15 protein-coding genes are annotated in these 17,229 nt (G+C 70.1%); 12 read left to right on the top strand and 3 right to left on the bottom strand.

Annotated elements, in window-relative coordinates; all coding sequences use genetic code 11:
• Nucleotides 1-107: 107 nt before the first annotated feature.
• From ACFVT2_RS31350 to ACFVT2_RS31325, 6 genes are all read left to right on the top strand, one after another.
• Nucleotides 108-881 (top strand): GntR family transcriptional regulator, encoded by a 774-nt coding sequence (locus ACFVT2_RS31350; protein ID WP_390023317.1) that lies wholly within the window; start codon nt 108-110, stop codon nt 879-881.
• Between the two features lie 394 nt (nt 882-1,275).
• The gene (locus ACFVT2_RS31345) at nt 1,276-2,259 is read left to right on the top strand and encodes a sugar ABC transporter substrate-binding protein (RefSeq protein WP_390023315.1); all 984 of its coding nucleotides are present in this window, start codon (nt 1,276-1,278) and stop codon (nt 2,257-2,259) included.
• Nucleotides 2,256-3,323: an ABC transporter permease gene (locus ACFVT2_RS31340; RefSeq protein ID WP_390023312.1), complete on the top strand. Its 1,068-nt coding sequence runs from the start codon at nt 2,256-2,258 to the stop codon at nt 3,321-3,323. Before ACFVT2_RS31345 ends, ACFVT2_RS31340 begins: the two co-directional genes overlap by 4 nt.
• Nucleotides 3,320-4,129: an ATP-binding cassette domain-containing protein gene (locus tag ACFVT2_RS31335; RefSeq protein WP_390023309.1), complete on the top strand. Its 810-nt coding sequence runs from the start codon at nt 3,320-3,322 to the stop codon at nt 4,127-4,129. Before ACFVT2_RS31340 ends, ACFVT2_RS31335 begins: the two co-directional genes overlap by 4 nt.
• 251 nt (nt 4,130-4,380) lie before the next feature.
• Entirely contained in the window at nt 4,381-5,490 is a 1,110-nt protein-coding gene (locus ACFVT2_RS31330; RefSeq protein ID WP_390023305.1) for an ROK family glucokinase, read from the top strand.
• Nucleotides 5,487-6,059, top strand: a complete 573-nt coding sequence (locus ACFVT2_RS31325; RefSeq protein WP_390023302.1) for a hypothetical protein — start codon at nt 5,487-5,489, stop codon at nt 6,057-6,059. Before ACFVT2_RS31330 ends, ACFVT2_RS31325 begins: the two co-directional genes overlap by 4 nt.
• Before the next feature lie 386 nt (nt 6,060-6,445).
• On the opposite strand, the gene ACFVT2_RS31320 is transcribed toward ACFVT2_RS31325, so the two are convergent.
• A complete protein-coding gene (locus ACFVT2_RS31320; protein ID WP_390023300.1) occupies nt 6,446-6,730 on the bottom strand; it encodes a hypothetical protein in 285 nt (94 codons plus the stop codon).
• A gap of 306 nt (nt 6,731-7,036) precedes the next feature.
• Between ACFVT2_RS31320 and ACFVT2_RS31315 the strand changes: the two genes are divergently transcribed.
• Entirely contained in the window at nt 7,037-8,365 is a 1,329-nt protein-coding gene (locus ACFVT2_RS31315; protein WP_390023297.1) for a hypothetical protein, read from the top strand.
• A gap of 296 nt (nt 8,366-8,661) precedes the next feature.
• On the opposite strand, the gene ACFVT2_RS31310 is transcribed toward ACFVT2_RS31315, so the two are convergent.
• Together ACFVT2_RS31310 and ACFVT2_RS31305 are read right to left on the bottom strand one after the other, a co-directional pair.
• Entirely contained in the window at nt 8,662-10,089 is a 1,428-nt protein-coding gene (locus ACFVT2_RS31310; RefSeq protein WP_390023296.1) for an amino acid permease, read from the bottom strand.
• A 185-nt stretch (nt 10,090-10,274) separates the two neighbouring features.
• Entirely contained in the window at nt 10,275-11,549 is a 1,275-nt protein-coding gene (locus tag ACFVT2_RS31305) for an ArgE/DapE family deacylase (protein WP_390023293.1), read from the bottom strand.
• Nucleotides 11,550-11,720: 171 nt separating this feature from the next.
• Between ACFVT2_RS31305 and ACFVT2_RS31300 the strand changes: the two genes are divergently transcribed.
• The 5 genes from ACFVT2_RS31300 to ACFVT2_RS31280 all read left to right on the top strand — a co-directional run bounded on the left by ACFVT2_RS31300 (nt 11,721) and on the right by ACFVT2_RS31280 (nt 17,216).
• A complete protein-coding gene (locus ACFVT2_RS31300) occupies nt 11,721-12,158 on the top strand; it encodes an Lrp/AsnC family transcriptional regulator (RefSeq protein WP_390023290.1) in 438 nt (145 codons plus the stop codon).
• A gap of 270 nt (nt 12,159-12,428) precedes the next feature.
• Nucleotides 12,429-13,100, top strand: a complete 672-nt coding sequence (locus tag ACFVT2_RS31295; RefSeq protein ID WP_390023287.1) for a TetR/AcrR family transcriptional regulator — start codon at nt 12,429-12,431, stop codon at nt 13,098-13,100.
• A gap of 300 nt (nt 13,101-13,400) precedes the next feature.
• A complete protein-coding gene (locus ACFVT2_RS31290) occupies nt 13,401-14,807 on the top strand; it encodes an NAD(P)-binding protein (protein WP_390023285.1) in 1,407 nt (468 codons plus the stop codon).
• A 406-nt stretch (nt 14,808-15,213) separates the two neighbouring features.
• The gene (gene pcaC / locus ACFVT2_RS31285; protein WP_390023282.1) at nt 15,214-16,494 is read left to right on the top strand and encodes a 4-carboxymuconolactone decarboxylase; all 1,281 of its coding nucleotides are present in this window, start codon (nt 15,214-15,216) and stop codon (nt 16,492-16,494) included.
• Between the two features lie 83 nt (nt 16,495-16,577).
• Nucleotides 16,578-17,216 (top strand): MBL fold metallo-hydrolase, encoded by a 639-nt coding sequence (locus tag ACFVT2_RS31280; protein ID WP_390023280.1) that lies wholly within the window; start codon nt 16,578-16,580, stop codon nt 17,214-17,216.
• The last annotated feature ends 13 nt before the right edge of the window (nt 17,217-17,229 follow it).

Below are 17,229 nucleotides of genomic sequence, written 5' to 3'. Positions count from 1 at the left end.
GCCCCGGCCGGGGATTTCCCGCCCTTCAGGACACCCTGACCGTCCTTGTCCGGACAATGTGACCTCCGGACTTCCCGTCATCTGTGCGGGCGGATACGCTCGCGAGCGTGGGGAAACGCGATGCAGATGCCGCGGGCGCCGAGGGCCCCGTCCAGTTCAGCGTGGACCGGAACAGCCCGGTCCCGCTGTATTTCCAGCTGTCACAGCAGCTGGAGGCCGCGATCGAGAACGGTCGGCTGGCCCCCGGCAGCCTGCTCGGCAACGAGATCGAACTGGCCGGCCGGCTCGGCCTGTCCCGGCCCACGGTGCGCCAGGCCATCCAGTCGCTGGTCGACAAAGGGCTGCTGGTCCGCCGCCGCGGTATCGGCACCCAGGTCGTCCACAGCCAGGTCAAGCGCCCGCTGGAACTCAGCAGCCTCTACGACGACCTGGAGGCGGCCGGACAGAAGCCGGCCACCCGCGTCCTGCTGAACACCACCACCGAGGCGGACGCCGAGGTCGCCGCCGCACTGAGGATCGCCGAGGGAGCGGAGGTCGCCCTGGTCGAGCGGCTGCGGCTGACCCACGGCGAGCCGGTCGCCCACCTGCGCAACCACCTCCCCGCCGGGTTGCTGAAGCTGGAGACCGCCGACCTGGAGGAGACCGGCCTCTACCGACTGATGCGGGCGGCCGGGATCACCCTGCACAGCGCCCGCCAGACGGTCGGCGCCCGCGCGGCGACCGCCGAGGAGGCCGCCCGGCTCGACGAGCCCGAAGGCGCCCCGCTGCTCACGATGGAGCGCACCACCTTCGACGACACCGGCCGCGCGGTGGAGTTCGGCTCGCACGTCTACCGGGCGACCCGGTACGCCTTCGAGTTCCAACTGCTGGTCAGGCCGTGACGCACGACGCCGTACGGTGACGGCGGGCCCGGACCGCGCCACTGCCTTTCGTCAGAATGTTCTGACAAACCATTGACGCGGCTCGGCGCGCGCCGTTAGAACTCCTCCAGCCGCAATCCCGCGGCGGGGAGCGAAGGCGGCCCACCATGATCTGCGCCAGCACGGCCCGGCCCACGAAGGGCCGGCCGGGAACCCTGCGAACCCTTACCACCCGGTCCGGATCGACCGGGGCCGGGACCCCATGAAACGGTACAGAACGCCGGTAACGGATACTTGGTCGGTTGCCCGGCCCGGCCGCCGGCCGGCACCGCGGCGACAGCAGACAGAGCCGGGACAGCGACAAGAGCGGGAAGGGCAAGTCCTCGTGGCAAGGGTTCGAAGAAGAGGACGCGTCGTGGGCGCCGTGCTGGCAGCGGTACTCGGCGCCTCCCTGGCGGGGTGCAGCAGCACCGGAGGCAAGCGAGCCGAGGAGGAGCGCGCCGCGCAGACCGCCGGCGGCAAGTCCGTCGTGCACACCCCCCGGTGGACCTTCGCGATGGTCACCCACTCGGGAGACGGCGACACGTTCTGGGACATCGTGCAGAAGGGCGCCCAGCAGGCCGCCGACAAGGACAACATCAACTTCGTCTACGCGCACGACAAGGAGGCCCAGCGGCAGAGCGAGCTCGTGCAGTCCTACATCGACCAGAAGGTCGACGGGCTGATCGTCTCGCTGGCCAAGCCGGACGCCATGAAGGCCGTCGTCCTCAAGGCCGAGAAGGCCGGTATCCCGGTGATCACGGTGAACTCCGGCGCCGACGAGTCCAAGGCGTTCGGCGCGCTCACCCACATCGGCCAGGACGAGACGGTGGCCGGCGAGGCGGTCGGCGAGGAGCTGACCAAGCGCGGGGAGAAGAAGGCCCTCTGCGTCCTGCACGAGCAGGGCAACGTCGGCCACGAGCAGCGCTGCGACGGGGCCGCGAAGACGTTCAAGGGAGACCTGCAGAAGCTGTACGTGGACGGCACCAACATGCCCGACGTGCAGGCGTCCATCGAGTCCAAGCTCCAGGCCGACCCGTCCATCGACGCCGTGGTCACCCTCGGCGCGCCGTTCGCCGCCACCGCCGTCAAGGCCAAGGAGCAGGCCGGCAGCAAGGCCGAGATCGACACCTTCGACCTCAACGCCCAGGTCGCGAGCGGTCTGAAGGACGGCTCGCTGGGCTTCGCGGTCGACCAGCAGCCCTACCTCCAGGGCTACCAGGCGGTCGACCTGCTGTGGCTGTACAAGTACAACGCCGATGTCCTCGGCGGCGGCAAGCCGGTGCTCACCGGACCCCAGGTGATCACCAAGCAGGATGCCGCCGCGCTCCAGCAGTACACGCAGCGGGGGACCCGATGAGCACCGCCGACGCACCGACCCGGCAGCCCGCGCGGTCCGAGGGCGCGGGCGACGAGCGGCTGCTGCACCGTTCCCTGACCCGCCGGCTGATGAGCCGCCCCGAGCTGGGCTCGGTGGTCGGCGCCATCGCGGTCTTCGTCTTCTTCTCGCTGATTGCCGAACCGTTCCTGCGGCCCGCCAGTCTCTCCACGATCCTGTACGCGTCCTCGACGATCGGCATCATGGCCGTACCGGTGGCGCTGCTGATGATCGGCGGTGAGTTCGACCTGTCGGCCGGCGTCATGGTGGTCAGCTCGGCGTTGATCTCGTCGATGTTCAGCTACCAGATGACCGCCAACACCTGGGTCGGTGTCGGGGTGTCGCTGCTGGTCACGCTGGGCATCGGCGTCCTCAACGGGGTGCTGCTGACCCGGACGAAGCTGCCCAGTTTCGTCATCACCCTGGGCACCTTCTTCATGCTGACCGGCCTCAACCTGGGCTTCACCAAGCTGATCAGCGGCACCGTCTCGACCAAGTCCATCGCCGATATGGAGGGCTTCGACTCCGCCCGTGCGGTCTTCGCCTCGCACCTGACCATCGGGGGCGTCGACATCCAGATCACCATCGTGTGGTGGCTGGTGCTGGTCGCGCTCGCCACCTGGGTCCTGCTGCGGACCCGGGCCGGCAACTGGATCTTCGCGGTGGGCGGTAACGCGGACGCCGCCCGGGCGGTCGGCGTCCCGGTCACCCGCACCAAGATCGGCCTCTACATGGGCGTCGCGTTCGCCGCCTGGATCTCGGGCCAGCACCTGCTGTTCTCGTTCGACGCGATCCAGTCCGGCGACGGCGTCGGCAACGAGTTCCTTTACATCATCGCGGCGGCGGTTGGCGGCTGCCTGATGACCGGCGGCTTCGGCTCGGCGATCGGCGCCGCGGTCGGCGCGTTCATCTTCGGCATGGCCAGCAAGGGCATTGTCTACGCGCAGTGGAACCCGGACTGGTACAAGTTCTTCCTCGGCGCGATGCTGCTGCTCGCCACACTCCTGAACGCCTGGGTCCGCAAGCGGGCGGAGGCCACCTCATGACGGCGCTGATCGAACTCCATGACGTCAGCAAGTTCTACGGCAGCGTCAAAGCGCTGACGGGCGTGACGTTGGAGGTGCACGCGGGCGAGATCACGTGCGTCCTCGGCGACAACGGCGCCGGCAAGTCCACCCTCATCAAGATCATCGCGGGGCTGCACCAGCACGACGCCGGCACCTTCGGCATCGAGGGCGAGGAGACCCGGCTCGGCTCCCCGCGCGAGGCCCTGGACCGCGGTATCGCCACCGTCTACCAGGACCTGGCCGTGGTGCCCCTGATGCCGGTGTGGCGGAACTTCTTCCTCGGCTCGGAGCCGACCACCGGCGTCGGCCCGTTCCGACGGCTCGACGTGCGCACCATGCGCGAGACCACCCGCGCCGAGCTGCTGCGGATGGGCATCGACCTGCGCGACGTCGACCAGCCCATCGGCACCCTCTCCGGCGGCGAACGACAGTGCGTCGCCATCGCCCGCGCCGTCTACTTCGGCGCCAAGGTCCTCGTCCTGGACGAGCCGACCGCGGCGCTCGGCGTCAAGCAGTCCGGCGTGGTGCTCAAGTACGTCGCGGCCGCCCGGGACGCCGGACTCGGCGTGGTGTTGATCACCCACAACCCGCACCACGCCTACCTCGTCGGCGACCGCTTCGTCCTGCTCAAGCGAGGCACGATGGCCGGCAGCCACCTCAAGTCGGAGATTGCCCTGGAGGAGCTGACCCGCCAGATGGCGGGCGGCAGCGAGCTGGAACAACTCAGCCACGAACTGGCCCGCACCGGCCCGACGGAGTTCCCCGGCGGTCACCGGCCCGAGTGAACCCGCGCCGCGCCCCGCACCGGCTCCCGGCCACCGCGGGGTGCGGCGCCCCGCATCGCGGTGCGCCGGACGGCGCGGGTGATGCACAATCGCACCGGACCATCCACCGAGGCCCCGGCCTCCCCGATACCCGCAGGGACGAGACGACTCTTGCGCGCACGTAGCCGCCGAGACCGTAGCGGCAGCCGCTCCGGCTGTCCCGGCCGCCGCCCCGGCAGCCCTACCGGCGACCAGGTCCGAGGGGTGATCCGATGAGCATGTACCGGGACCGGGCACACCGCGCCACCGTCCTCCGCACCGTCGGCGCCAGAGAGCGCCGCTCCCACCTGACCGCCCCCCGGGTGCCCACCGTCGGCATCGACATCGGCGGCACCAAGGTGATGGCCGGCGTGGTCGACGCCGACGGCACCATCCTGGAGAAGGTCCGCACCGAGACGCCGGACAAGTCCAAGAGCCCCAAGGTCGTCGAGGACACCATCACCGAGCTGGTGCTGGACCTCTCCGACCGGCACGACGTGCACGCGGTCGGTATCGGCGCGGCCGGCTGGGTGGACGCCGACCGCTCCCGGGTGCTCTTCGCCCCGCACCTGAACTGGCGCAACGAGCCGCTTCGGGACCGCCTCGCCGACCGGCTGGCGGTCCCGGTCATGGTCGACAACGACGCCAACACCGCTGCCTGGGCGGAGTGGCGCTTCGGCGCCGGCCGCGGCGAGGACCACCTCGTCATGATCACGCTCGGCACCGGCATCGGCGGCGCCATCCTGGAGGACGGCGCCGTCAAGCGCGGCAAGTACGGGGTGGCCGGCGAATTCGGCCACATGCAGGTGGTTCCCGGAGGCCACCGCTGCCCGTGCGGCAACCGCGGCTGCTGGGAGCAGTACAGCTCCGGCAACGCCCTGGTCCGCGAGGCCCGGGAGCTGGCGGCCGCCGACTCCCCGGTCGCGTACAACATCATCGAGCGGGTCGGCGGGCGGGTCGGCGACATCACCGGCCCGCTGATCACCGAGCTGGCCCGGGAGGGCGACGCGATGTGCGTCGAACTCCTCCAGGACATCGGCCAGTGGCTCGGCGTCGGCATCGCCAACCTCGCCGCCGCCCTCGACCCGTCCTGCTTCGTCATCGGTGGCGGCGTCAGCGCCGCCGACGACCTGCTGATCGGCCCGGCCCGGGACGCCTTCCGGCGCCACCTCACCGGCCGCGGCTACCGCCCCGAGGCCACCATCGCCAAGGCCCAGCTGGGCCCCGAGGCCGGGATGGTCGGCGCCGCCGACCTCGCCCGGCTGGTGGCCCGCCGCTTCCGGCGCGCCAACCGCCGCCGTGCGGAGCGCTACGAGCGCTACGAACGGTCGGGCCGCCGATGACCGAACCGGATCCCCCAGCCATGCACGACGACCACCACCCGGGCGCCCAGACCCGCCCCCGGACCCGCCGGCCCTTCCTGATGGCGCTGGTCATCTTCCTGCTGATCACGATCCCGGCCGGCTACTTCGTCATCTCCGCCGAGCAGAGCCGGGACAGCGGCTCGGACAAGGAGTCCGAGGCCGCCGCCACCGGCCTGACCAACGCCTTCCCCACCAAGCTCCAGCAGCGGATCTACGACGTCCCGGTACCGATCGGCTCCACCCCGGTCTACTACTACGAGACCAACTCCTGGCAGACCAGTTCGCTGTTCGTGCAGTTCCGGACCAATGACTGGGGCCTGACGCAGTACCTCGCGGCCGTCGGCACCAGCACCGCCGCCCTCAAGAAGGGCGCGATCACCATCCCGCCGGACCAGGCCGCCAAGGTCGGCTGGGACTTCCAAGCCGACTGGCCCTGGCAGGGCGTCGCGGTCAACCGGCCGGCGCCGCAGCCCTCCCAGCGGATCGTGGTCAGCGAGGACGAACCCGGGCACCCGGTCGTCTACACCGTTTCGACCGTGCAGTTCTGACTGTGACCACCGCTTCCTGGCCCGGGTGTCAGGACAGAGCGCCGTGTCCGGGGGAGTCCGCCCAGTCGGTGAGATCGGCGTGAGAGCGCGCGAGACAACGAAGCCCCGCCGGCGGGGCTTCTGTCCGTGCGGGCTACGGCGGCGCGCAGCGTCCGGCCTGGGTACCGCCTCTGTCGGCTTGTTGCTTGTCGGAGTCGATGAGGTGGTGGGAGCGGGTGCCGAACCGGGATCGGGCCGGTTTTCCGTCGGGTCGTCCTGGGTGCGTCTTCGAACGGATTCCGCGCGTCGTCGGTGAGGTCCAATTGCTGACGCTCCGTCAATACTGGCGGACCTCGGCGGTAGTTGGGACGGTTTCGCGCGACCGGACGCCTGAACGGCCTCGGGGTTCATGACGCTGGTTCCACGCGGGTGAAGTGGAGACCGATGCCGTAACCCGTGATGGCCGTCAGGGCGTAGGCGTCGACGGGGACGTGGTCCGCGTCGTAGGCGATGCCGGTGATGGCCGGCGCGGGGTCGCCGGGGGACGCCCCGCAGCGTTCGGTGTCCTCGGCGTCCAACAGGGTGGGTTCGACGCGTTGCAGGCTTTCGGCGACCGGCCTTCGAGCCGGCGTCGGCGCGTCGACGATGGTGGGGCTTGCCGCGAGTGCATCGGCGGTGATGTGGTCGGCCACGGCTTCGCGCCCCTGTCCGGCGATCCCGCCGCGGCTCGGCGGCCGCAAGTGGGATGCCGGGACCCTCCGCCTCCATTGCGCCGTCCCGCGCTGTCCGATCGGGAATTGCGGCGCGTGCTCTCGCGCCGCCGCGTCGCCTGCCGCACAATCGCGACGTGCGCACGGTTGATCACTGACCGTGCGCATCCTTGAGCCTTGGGCCGGTCCTGAGCCCTGGGCGCTGGGACGCGCCCGTGACTCCGCCACGGGTTGCCGTCGCCCTCTCCCGCGCCCAGGCTGGCGCGGGACCGAACGGAGGACTCACTCATGGCAAAGACCGCCGAGATCCACGTCAGCTTCAGCCTCCTGGACGGACTCCAGGAGGCGTCACCGGAACAGCTCACCGCACTGGCGGCGGAGCTGCCCCGTGACATCTGGTTCGCCACCCCGCTCACCGGCCCCGGCGAAGCACCGCGACCGGACTTCACGTGGACGCTGCGCGGCTCGTACCCCTACGAGGACACCACCGCGACCGGCACCGCCCACGTCTACCTCGCCACCGACGGCCGCCGCCGCATCCAGCGACCGCTGATCTTCGCGGACGGATTCAACTACGGGCCCAGCGACCTCGACGGGCTGTGGACGTTCTTCGACAAGCAGGAGGGGGGCCGGTTCCTCACCTCACTCCGCGAGGCCGGCCACGACGTGATCCTGCTGGGCTTCGACGAGCGCCACACCTACATCCAGGCCAACGCCGGCGTCGCCACCGCATGCATCGAGCGGGCGATCGCCGAGCGCGAGGGCGACCACAAGCTGGTCGTCGGCGGGGTGAGCATGGGCGGAATGATCACCCGCTACGCGCTCGCACGTATGCAGCACAACGGCGACGACCCCGAGACCCGCACCTACTTCTCCTGGGACACCCCCCACCTCGGTGCCTGGATTCCCCTGATCCTCCAGCAGATGGCCCACTTCTTCGAGGACTACACCGAGGTGGAGCCCGGCGAACCCAAGCAGGCCGAACTCCTGCGCAGCCCCGCCGCCCAGCAGCTCCTGTGGGCATGGGTGGAGAACTCCAAGTACAAGGGCCCCGTGGCCACCGCCAGCCCGCTGCGCACCCAGTTCCTCAAGGACCTGGCCGCCGTCGGCAACTTCCCCACGGACATGACCAGGATCGGTGTCGCCAACGGCCACGGGGCCGGCACGGGACTGAAACTGACGCCTGGTGAGATCGCCTTCGAGTACAAGAAGGAGCTCAACGTCGCGAGCGCCACGGCCCGCATCCAACCCGACCGGGGCGACAAGCAGCGCATCGGCGGAATGCACATCGCCCTGGCGGTCCGGCGCAGCTCGACCACGAACGTCCCGGCGCTGGACGGCGCCCCGGGCGGCACCCTCGCCTCCTTCGGCCTGGTCGCCGAGAAACTGGACATCGAGATCGACCCGCGCTTCGACTACACCTGCTTCGTCCCGTCCGTCAGCGCGACCGCACTCCACCACGACCCACTCCACTGGGAGGACGTGGACTTCTTCACCGACCTGTCCGACCCCGACGCGGGCCCCTTCGGCCTGGACGCCTTCCGCTGCGCCGACGACAACTCGCCCCACAGCGAACCGCGCCCCGAACTGACTGCGTGGCTGATCAACCACGTCTGAGCCCGCAACACCCGGCCGCGCCGCACAACGACATCCCGGTAGCCGTCGGCGTCTTGGCCATCGACGGGCACCGGACTCGGGCAGTGCGCGTCGTGCTCAAGGTCGCGGTGCCCAGCGGCGGGTAAGCCGCTGGGCACCGAACGCTGCCCTCGACCAGTGTGTGACCTGGGACGTCGCAGCGGTGTGCGCCGACGTTGCGCAGGCAGACGCGCCACCTCGGCAGTGCCCCGCACACCACCAGCTCGCCCCGAGTGAACGCCGACGACGCACCCGGGGGCCGTCGCCCCTAGTCGTCCCTAGGGGAGGGCGGAAGCCGACTGAAGGGTGCGCCGTTTGACGGCCTGGTAGCCGATCGTGAGTGCGGTGAACCACACGGCCCATACGTACAGACCGAGCCGGGTGTCGCTGGAGGTGGCCATCAGTACGACGACGAAGGCGAGCGAGGCGAGGGCGATCCAGTTGGTGACCGGGGCGCCGGGCAGACGGAAGTCGACGGTGGGCAGGAGTCCGGCGCGTGCCTTGGACCGGTAGCGCAGGTGCGCGGCGAGGATCACGGACCATGTCCACAGTCCGGCGCACGCGCTGACCGAGGTGATGTAGACGAACGCCTTGTCGGGGGAGACGACGTTGATGACGACGCCGACGGCCATGACCAGGATGGACAGCATCACTGCGGGTACGGGAAGTTGGCGGTCGCTGAGTTTCGTCAGGGCTTGTGGGGCCTCGCCGTTGACGGCCAGACCGCGGAGCATCCGGCCGGCGGAATAGATTCCGGAATTGCAGGCGGACAGGGCGGCGGTGAGGACGACGAAGTTCATGATGCCGGCGGCTCCGGGGATGCCTACGTTGGCGAAGACCTGGACGAAGGGGCTGACGCCGGGGGTGTACTCGGTCCAGCTGAGGACGGACAGCAGGACGATCAGCGCGCCGACGTAGAAGACGGCGATACGGATCGGGAGCGTGTTGATCGCCTTGCGGAGGGTCTGCTTGGGGTTCTCGGCCTCGCCGGCGGTGAGGCCGACGAGTTCGACGCCCAGATAGGCGAAGACGACGCCCTGCATGGCGAGCATGGACTGCCAGGCGCCGTGCGGTGCGAATCCCCCGTCGGCCCACAGGTGCCGGACGGAGGCGGTGTGCCCGAGGGAGGAGAAACCGAAGGTCAGTACGCCGATGCCGATGACGATCAGCGCGGTGATCGCGACGACTTTGACGGTGGAGAACCAGAACTCCAGCTCGCCGAAGACCTCGACGGACACCAGGTTCGCGATGAGCAGCACGCCCATGGCCACCGCGGCCGTGGCCCAGACCGGGACGGCGGGCCACCAGAAAGCGATGTAGTGGCCGGCGGCGGTCACCTCGGCCATGCAGGAGGCGACCCAGGAGGCCCAGTACGACCAGCCGGTGACGAAGCCTGCGAACGGGCCGCAGAACTCGCGTGCGTAGTCGGCGAAACTGCCTGAGGTGGGGCGATAGGTGAGGAGCTCACCCAACGCCCGCATGATGAGGAAGATGACGATGCCTGCGGCGGCGTAACACGCCACGAGGCTCGGCCCGACCATGGCGATGCCTGTGCCGGAGCCGTAGAAGAGCCCGGTGCCGATCGCGCCTCCGATGGCCATCATCTGAATCTGGCGAGCACTGAGCCCGCGCCGATAGCCCTCTTCCGGCACGGTTTCGGCGGCCTCGTCACTGAATTGGCCTTGCTCAACCTCCGCTGAGGTCATGGCGGTGTCCCTTTCGCTGCGCGTCCGTCCGGGCTTTGGGCGCGGATCGGGCGTCTGGTCTCCTGTGGGCGGGGCATCGGGCACTGGTTCTGCTCGGCGTGGATGACCCGTTCGCCCGGCCAAGTGGCCGCGTTCTGCCCGGAGTTGATGGCCGTTCCCATGTGCTGGCTGCTGTCGTGTGTTCGCTATGTGGTGCCGACGGTGCGCAGCACCGCGAGTGCGAGGGTGCGGGCCACCGCGGCGATCTCGGGGACGCGGACCTGCTCCCGGGTGCTGTGGGCCAGTCGCACGTCGCCGGGCCCGAACTGGAGGGTCGGTATGTCGGCCGCGGCGTAAAGCCTCAGGTCGCTTCCGTACGGCGCGCCGCGTTCGCGCACCCGCGGCCCGCCGACCGCGTCAGCGTGCGCGTCCCGGACCAGAGCCCCGAGCGGATGGCCCGCGGGCAGTCGGCCGCTCGTGAACCGGCCGCCGGGCCAGGTCACGATCGCCGGGTGATCGCGCAGCCAGGGATCCTGTGCGCATGCCCGGGCCACGCAGGTCTCGAATTGGGCGACCGCCGCGGCCGGGTCCTCGCCGAGGGCAACGCCCAGCCTGCCCTCGGCGAAGAGCCGGTCCGGCACGCTGCTTGCCCAGTCACCCGCGCGGAGCGTGCCGACGGAGAGTGCGTACGGGGTGGGGTACTCCGCCATCAGCGGGTCGGCCGCCGTGTTGCGCCGGGCTTCCAGGCGGGCGAGCGCCTGGTGGAGGGGCACGTACGCGTCGATGGCGCTGACTCCCGCGTCGCGCGTGCTCGCGTGTGTGGCCTGGCCGGGGACCTCGATGCGGAAGGTCAGCGCGCCGGCGTTCGCGGTCACCAGCGTGCCGCTGGTCGGCTCGGTGATGATGCACGCATCGCCGGAGTGTCCGCGCTGGAGGGTGGCGAAGGCTCCGAGCCCGCCGTCCTCCTCGCCGACGACGAAGTGGACCGCCACCCGGCCGCGCAGCCTGGCTCCGCTGGTGCGGATCGCCGCCAGGGCGGCGAGGTTGGCGACCAGCCCGGCTTTCATGTCGCAGGCGCCGCGGCCATGGACGACGTTCCCGGACACTCGCGGGACGAAGGGGTCGCCGTCCCATTGCCGGAGGTCGCCGGGCGGGACGACATCGACGTGCCCCTGAAGGATCACGGTCGGCCCGTCACCGCCGCCCGAGGTGGTCGCCACGAGCCCCCAAGCCTCGTCGCGCGGTGCCTCGGTCCCGGGGAAGTCGGGGTGCGCGCGCACGGCGGGCAGGTCCACGGGCCACAGGTCGACGTCGAGGCCGAGCCGGTCCAGTTGTCCGGCCAGCCGGTGCTGCATCTCGCTCTCGGCGGCACTCCCGGTCACGCTCGGAATCGCGAGAAGCTCCAGCAGCATCCGGGCGATGGCAGCCTCGTCGATCTCGTCCAGGGCAGCGCGCTCCTCGGCACTGAGCACTGCTGTCATGTGGTCACTCCCGTCATTGCGGCTCAGCGAATGACCACGGATGCTATGTTCGCGCCTGGGCGCAAACAATCACCATTTCTTTCCTTGTGGCATCGATTTCTTGCTTATTTCAGGCTGCTGTGGAGATTTCTTCCGCTCCGTAGAGGTCTTCTCTCCCCGGGAGGTGGCGGCGTGGACGCTGTCGACGAAGAGATCATCCGTTGCGTTCTGCGGAACGCCCGCAGTACCTACGCCGAGATCGGTGAAGCGGCCGGGCTCTCCGCGCCCGCTGCCAAGCGCCGACTCGACCGGCTCGTTGCCACGGGCGCAATTCGCGGGTTCACCGCGCTCATCGACCCCCAGACACTGGGGTGGCGGACCGAGGCGTTCGTCGAGGTGTACTGCAAGGGGAATCCTTCGCCCGCCGAACTGCGACGGAATCTGGACGAGATCCCGGAAGTCGTCGAGGCGTGCACCGTCTCCGGCGCGGCGGATGCGATGCTGCACATGCTCGCGGCCGACATCGCGCACCTGGAGCAGGCCATTCAGCGGGTCCGTGCGGCCCCTGTCATCGACCGCACCGAGAGCGTGATCGTGCTCTCCCGCCTGATCAACCGGCCGCGGCTGTAGGCGACTTGCTCCTGCCGGAGGCTACTTGCTCTTGCCGGACGATCCCGCCGGCACGGTTCTTCGGCTGCTGGACGGCGCTCCCGACGGTTCGTGACCCGCGATGCGCTGCCCGGCGGGGTCGCCGGCCGAGGCGATCGCCGGGAAGGGGTCCGCGCCACGGTGCCCGGCGTGGATCGGCGCGGCCTGGATCCTGCTTCTCCGGGCCGAGCACCCGCCGTGCCGTCACCGCGTACTGGAGTTGCCAACTCCAGATAGTGCTACTGTGCGCTCATGGACGGAACGGATTCCCCCGCGTCCCGTGGCGCACGGCGCCTGAGACGCGATGCCGAGGCCAACCGGCAACGCACGCTCCAGGCCGCTCGGGAGGTCTTCGCCGACCGGGGGTTGGGAGTGAACCTCGACGACATCGCCCGCCATGCCGGCGTCGGAGTGGCGACTTCCTACCGGCTTTTCGGCAACAAACAAGCGCTGATCAACGAGCTGTTCGAAGAGCGCGTCGACGCCTTGGCGGCGGCCGCCGAGCAGGCTCTGACCAATGACGACCCGTGGGCGGGGTTCGTCGACCTACTGACCATGATCTTGGAACTGATGGCGGCCGATCGCGGACTGCGAGAAGTGGTGTTCTCCGAGGTCGGCGGCCGTCCCCTGGTAGCGCGGGCGCGCCGCAGGTTCCTGCCCGCAGCCGACGCGGTCATGCGTCGTGCCCAGGACGCCGGCCTGCTGCGCCCGGACTTGGCGACGACCGATCTGCCCCTGATCTTCTACATGGTGAGCTGCGCGATCCAGCACACCCAGCCGGTCTCAGGCGCGGTGTGGAGGCGCTGCCTGACGATCGTCCTGGACGGTCTGCGCGTCCGCCCCGGACTGACGGACATGCCGGTGGTCGCCCTCACGACCGCCGAGGAAGAGCATGTTGCCGGCTTCAACCCCTCCGGTTCCTGAGCGCTTTCGTACCTCCCGAGGCGCTCCTCGCCGGGCCCGATGCCTCGCTCCTCGCAGGGCCCGGATCTGCGTGCGGCCGTGATCGCACCGGTGTGAGCCACCGCGTGTGGTCAACGGCCCCGGCAGCCATGCCGTCCCGCTGCGGACTTGTGCGCTGAGCCTGGCGGCTGGACATCGCGCGAACGAGACGCCCCCCCGCACTCCGTGGCTCTGCTGCGGTGTGTCACCAGTAACCACCGGCCGCGCTGAGTACGGCCGGCTCCCCACCTTCGAAAAGCAACCACGGAAGGACGGCATGCGGTGAAACCGACAGTTTTCGAGGTCGACTACCTGATCGTCGGGGCCGGAGCCATGGGCATGGCCTTCGCCGACACCCTCCTCGCCGAAACCGACGCGACGGTGGCCATCGTCGACCGCTATGACCAGCCCGGTGGTCACTGGACGGTCGCCTACCCCTTCGTGCGCCTGCACCAGCCGTCGGCCTTCTACGGCGTCAACTCCCGCGAGCTGGGCAGCGGCACGGTGGACCGGGACGGCTGGAACGCCGGAATGCACGAGCTGGCCTCCGCCGGCGAGATCCTGGCCTACTTCGACCAGGTGATGCACAAGACACTCCTGCCGACCGGCCGGGTCTCCTACTTCCCCAAGTCGAGCTACGACGGCCCGGATCCACAGCGGCCGGACGTCCAGCGCTTCCACTCCATCGTCAGCGGGGCCGGCTTCGAGGTGACCGTCAAACGGCGCACTGTGGACGCCACTTACATGAACGTCACGGTGCCGGCCATGGCCCCGCCCAAGTACGAGGTCGCTTCCGGCGTCCGCCTGATCACCCCCAACCAGCTGCCCGCCTTGCAGGACCAGGCGTCCCACTACACCGTCGTCGGGGCGGGAAAGACGGGCATCGACGCCTGCCTGTGGCTGCTCAGCCGCGGCACCGATCCCTCCGACATCACCTGGATCATGCCCCGCGACTCCTGGCTGATCGACCGCGCCCACACCCAGCCCGGGAACTCCTCCGTCCTCGAAACGGAAGCGGCCCGCCGCGAGGCCGTGGCCGGCGCCCACACGGTCCAAGAGCTGTTCGCACGGCTGGAGGACAGCGGCCTGCTGCTGCGACTGTCGCCCGACATCGAGCCGACCGCCTACCGCTGCGCGACGGTCGCCCGCGCCGAACTGGAGCAACTACGCCGCATCGGCGACATCGTCCGCCACGGCAGGGTCAAGCGCATCGACGAGAACGCGATCGAACTCGACCAGGCCACCCTTCCCGCGCAGGCCGGAGCCCTCTACATCGACTGCACCGCCGACGGCCTGGAGCGACGGCCGACGGTGCCGGTGTTCGACCGAGCAAGCATCACGTTGCAGGCGGTGGTTCCCTGCCAGCAGGTGTTCAGCGCCGCACTCACCGCTCACGTCGAGGCCGGTTACGCCGACGACGACACCAAGAACGCACTGTGCGCACCCTCGCGGCACCCGGACTCCGCCCTGGACTGGATACAGTTCTTCGGCGACATCCAGGAGCGGATCGTGCGATGGACCGCCGACCCCGCGCTCGTCGAATGGCTCAGCACTTGCAGGCTCTTGGGTCGGCGGCTCCCTGAGCTCTCCCCTGAGCAGCGGACCGCGCTCCTCCCCATGTTCCAAGCCCAGAAACTGAAGCTGGAGCAGCTTCTCCACCAAGCGAACGCAGTCGCGGCGGTGAACTGACCGGCAACTACCGGTAGTTCGTCAGAGGTCGTTTTCTCCCGGCGTTTCTCCCGGTGTTTCACCCTGTGGATCGCGTTTGATCCTGCGGTGTCGGATCGCGCCGGGAGAGCCGCGTAGTCGCGCGTGAGGCGGCGGGGCCGTGGCTGCGGCCGGACGCGGCTACCTGCCCGGACCGCTCAAAGGACGACCCGGAGATCCTCATCGTCCTCGACGCCGGATACGACGCTCCCCGTATCGCCCACCTGCCGGCACAGCTGCCGGGGCATGCAAACGTGCGAAATGCCAAGAAGTGGTACGTCAAGCCGGACGTGGAGGATCTTCGCGAAGCCGCCACAACCTGGGATGACTTGCATGGGGATCAGACCCAAGCGCGTGAGAAATTGTGAGATGTGAGAGCGTGCAGGGCGTGAGTGAGACACCGATGCGCACCCTGCAATACCGCTCTGACGGGCCAGAAGACGCCCCAGTGCTGATTTTGGGCGCCGCACTAGGTACAACATGGCATATGTGGGATCGGCAGATCCCCGAGCTGACCCGCCAGTGGCGCGTCATCCGGTTCGACCTGCCCGGCCACGGTGGATCGCCCGCCCACGCAGCGAGCTCCATCGCCGAACTCGCCGACCGGCTCGTCACCACCCTCGACGCCCTGGGCGTGGAGCGGTTCGGCTACGCGGGCTGTGACATCGGCAGCGCCGTCGGCACCCAGCTGGCCCTCACCCGCCCGCACCGCGTCACCTCCCTCGCGCTGGTCTCCTCCTCGCCGCGCTACGGCACCGCGGACGCCTGGCGTCAGCGCGGGGTGGTGATCCGCACCAACGGTCTCGACCCGATCGCCCGGACCGCGCCCGAGCACTGGTTCACCCCGGGCTTCGCCACCGCCCAGACGGCCATCGTCGAATGGGCCGTCCAGATGGTGCGCACCACCGACCCCGGTTGCTACATCGCGGCCTGCGAGGCACTGGCCGCCTACGACGTGCGGTCCTCCCTGGGCCGGGTGGGCGTGCCCACCCTGGTCGTCGTCGGCGCCGAGGACCAGGTCACGCCCACCACCGATGCCCGCACCCTGGTCGCCGGCATACCGGACGCGAGCCTGGCGCTGATCCCGGGCACCTCGCACCTGGCCCCCGTCGAGCAGCCCGCGGCCGTCTCCGAACTGCTCATCCGCCACTTCAGCACCGCCTGGCACGACAAGCCCGGCCCGGCCGCCATCAGCGCGGCCGCCCCCAAGCCGCAGATCGCACCGCCGATGCCGACCCACGCCCCGGCCGCCATCGAGTCCGGCCTGTCACAGCCCGCCCAGGTCCGCGGCGGCACGTACGAGCAGGGCATCAAGGTCCGCCGCGAGGTGCTCGGCGACGCGCACGTGGACCGGGTGGAGGCCGCCACCGACGACTTCAACGCCGACTTCCACGACTTCATCACCCGCTACGCCTGGGGCGAGACCTGGACCCGGCCCGGTCTGGACCGCCGTACCCGCAGCATCATCACCCTCACCGCGCTGGTCGCCCGCGGCCACCACGAGGAACTCGTCCTGCACACCCGCGCCGCCCTCCGCAACGGCCTCACGCCAGCGGAGATCAAGGAGATCCTGCTCCACACCGCGGTCTACTGCGGCGTCCCGGCCGCCAACTCCGCCTTCGCGGTGGCCCAGAAGGTCATACAGGAGGAGACGACCCCGGAGGCGTGAGGGCGGGGGCGGGGTCCGCACGGCTCCCCGGCGGTTGTCCACAGCTCGCCCGGGCGGCCGTCCCGGCGCGGCAAGATGACCCCATGGAACTCACCAAGAAGACCCACGCCTGCGTCCGGATCGAGAAGGACGGGCGGACGCTGGTCATCGACCCCGGGGTGTTCAGCGAGGAGGACGCGGCCGTCGGCGCGGACGCGATCCTGGTGACGCACGAGCACCCGGACCACTTCCACGAGGACCACCTGCGCCGGGCCATGGAGGCCGACCCGGCCGCCGAGATCTGGACCCTGGCCAGCGTCGCCGACCAGATCTCGGCGGCCTTCCCGGGCCGGGTGCACACCGTCGGCGAGGGGGACGCCTTCACCGCCGCCGGCTTCGACGTCGAGGTGCACGGACAGCTGCACGCGGTGATCCACCCGGACATCCCGCGCATCACCAACGTCGGCTTCCTCCTGGACGGCACCGTCTTCCACCCCGGCGACGCGCTGACCGTCCCCGAGGGCCGCACCGTCGACACCCTGCTACTGCCGGTCCACGCGCCGTGGAACAAGGTCGCCGAGATCATCGACTACGTCCGCGCGGTCGCCCCGCGCCGGGCCATCGACATCCACGACAGCCTGCTGGCGGACCACGCCCGCCCGGTCTACGACGGCTTGATCGACAAGCTGGGCGGGACCGACCACGGCCGCCTCACCCCGGGCGCCCACTCCGAGGTGGGCTGACTGTCAGTGCCGC

The organism is Streptomyces sp. NPDC058000 (assembly GCF_042886435.1).
Lineage (GTDB): Bacteria > Actinomycetota > Actinomycetes > Streptomycetales > Streptomycetaceae > Streptomyces.
This window is presented reverse-complemented; position numbering and strand designations above follow the sequence as displayed.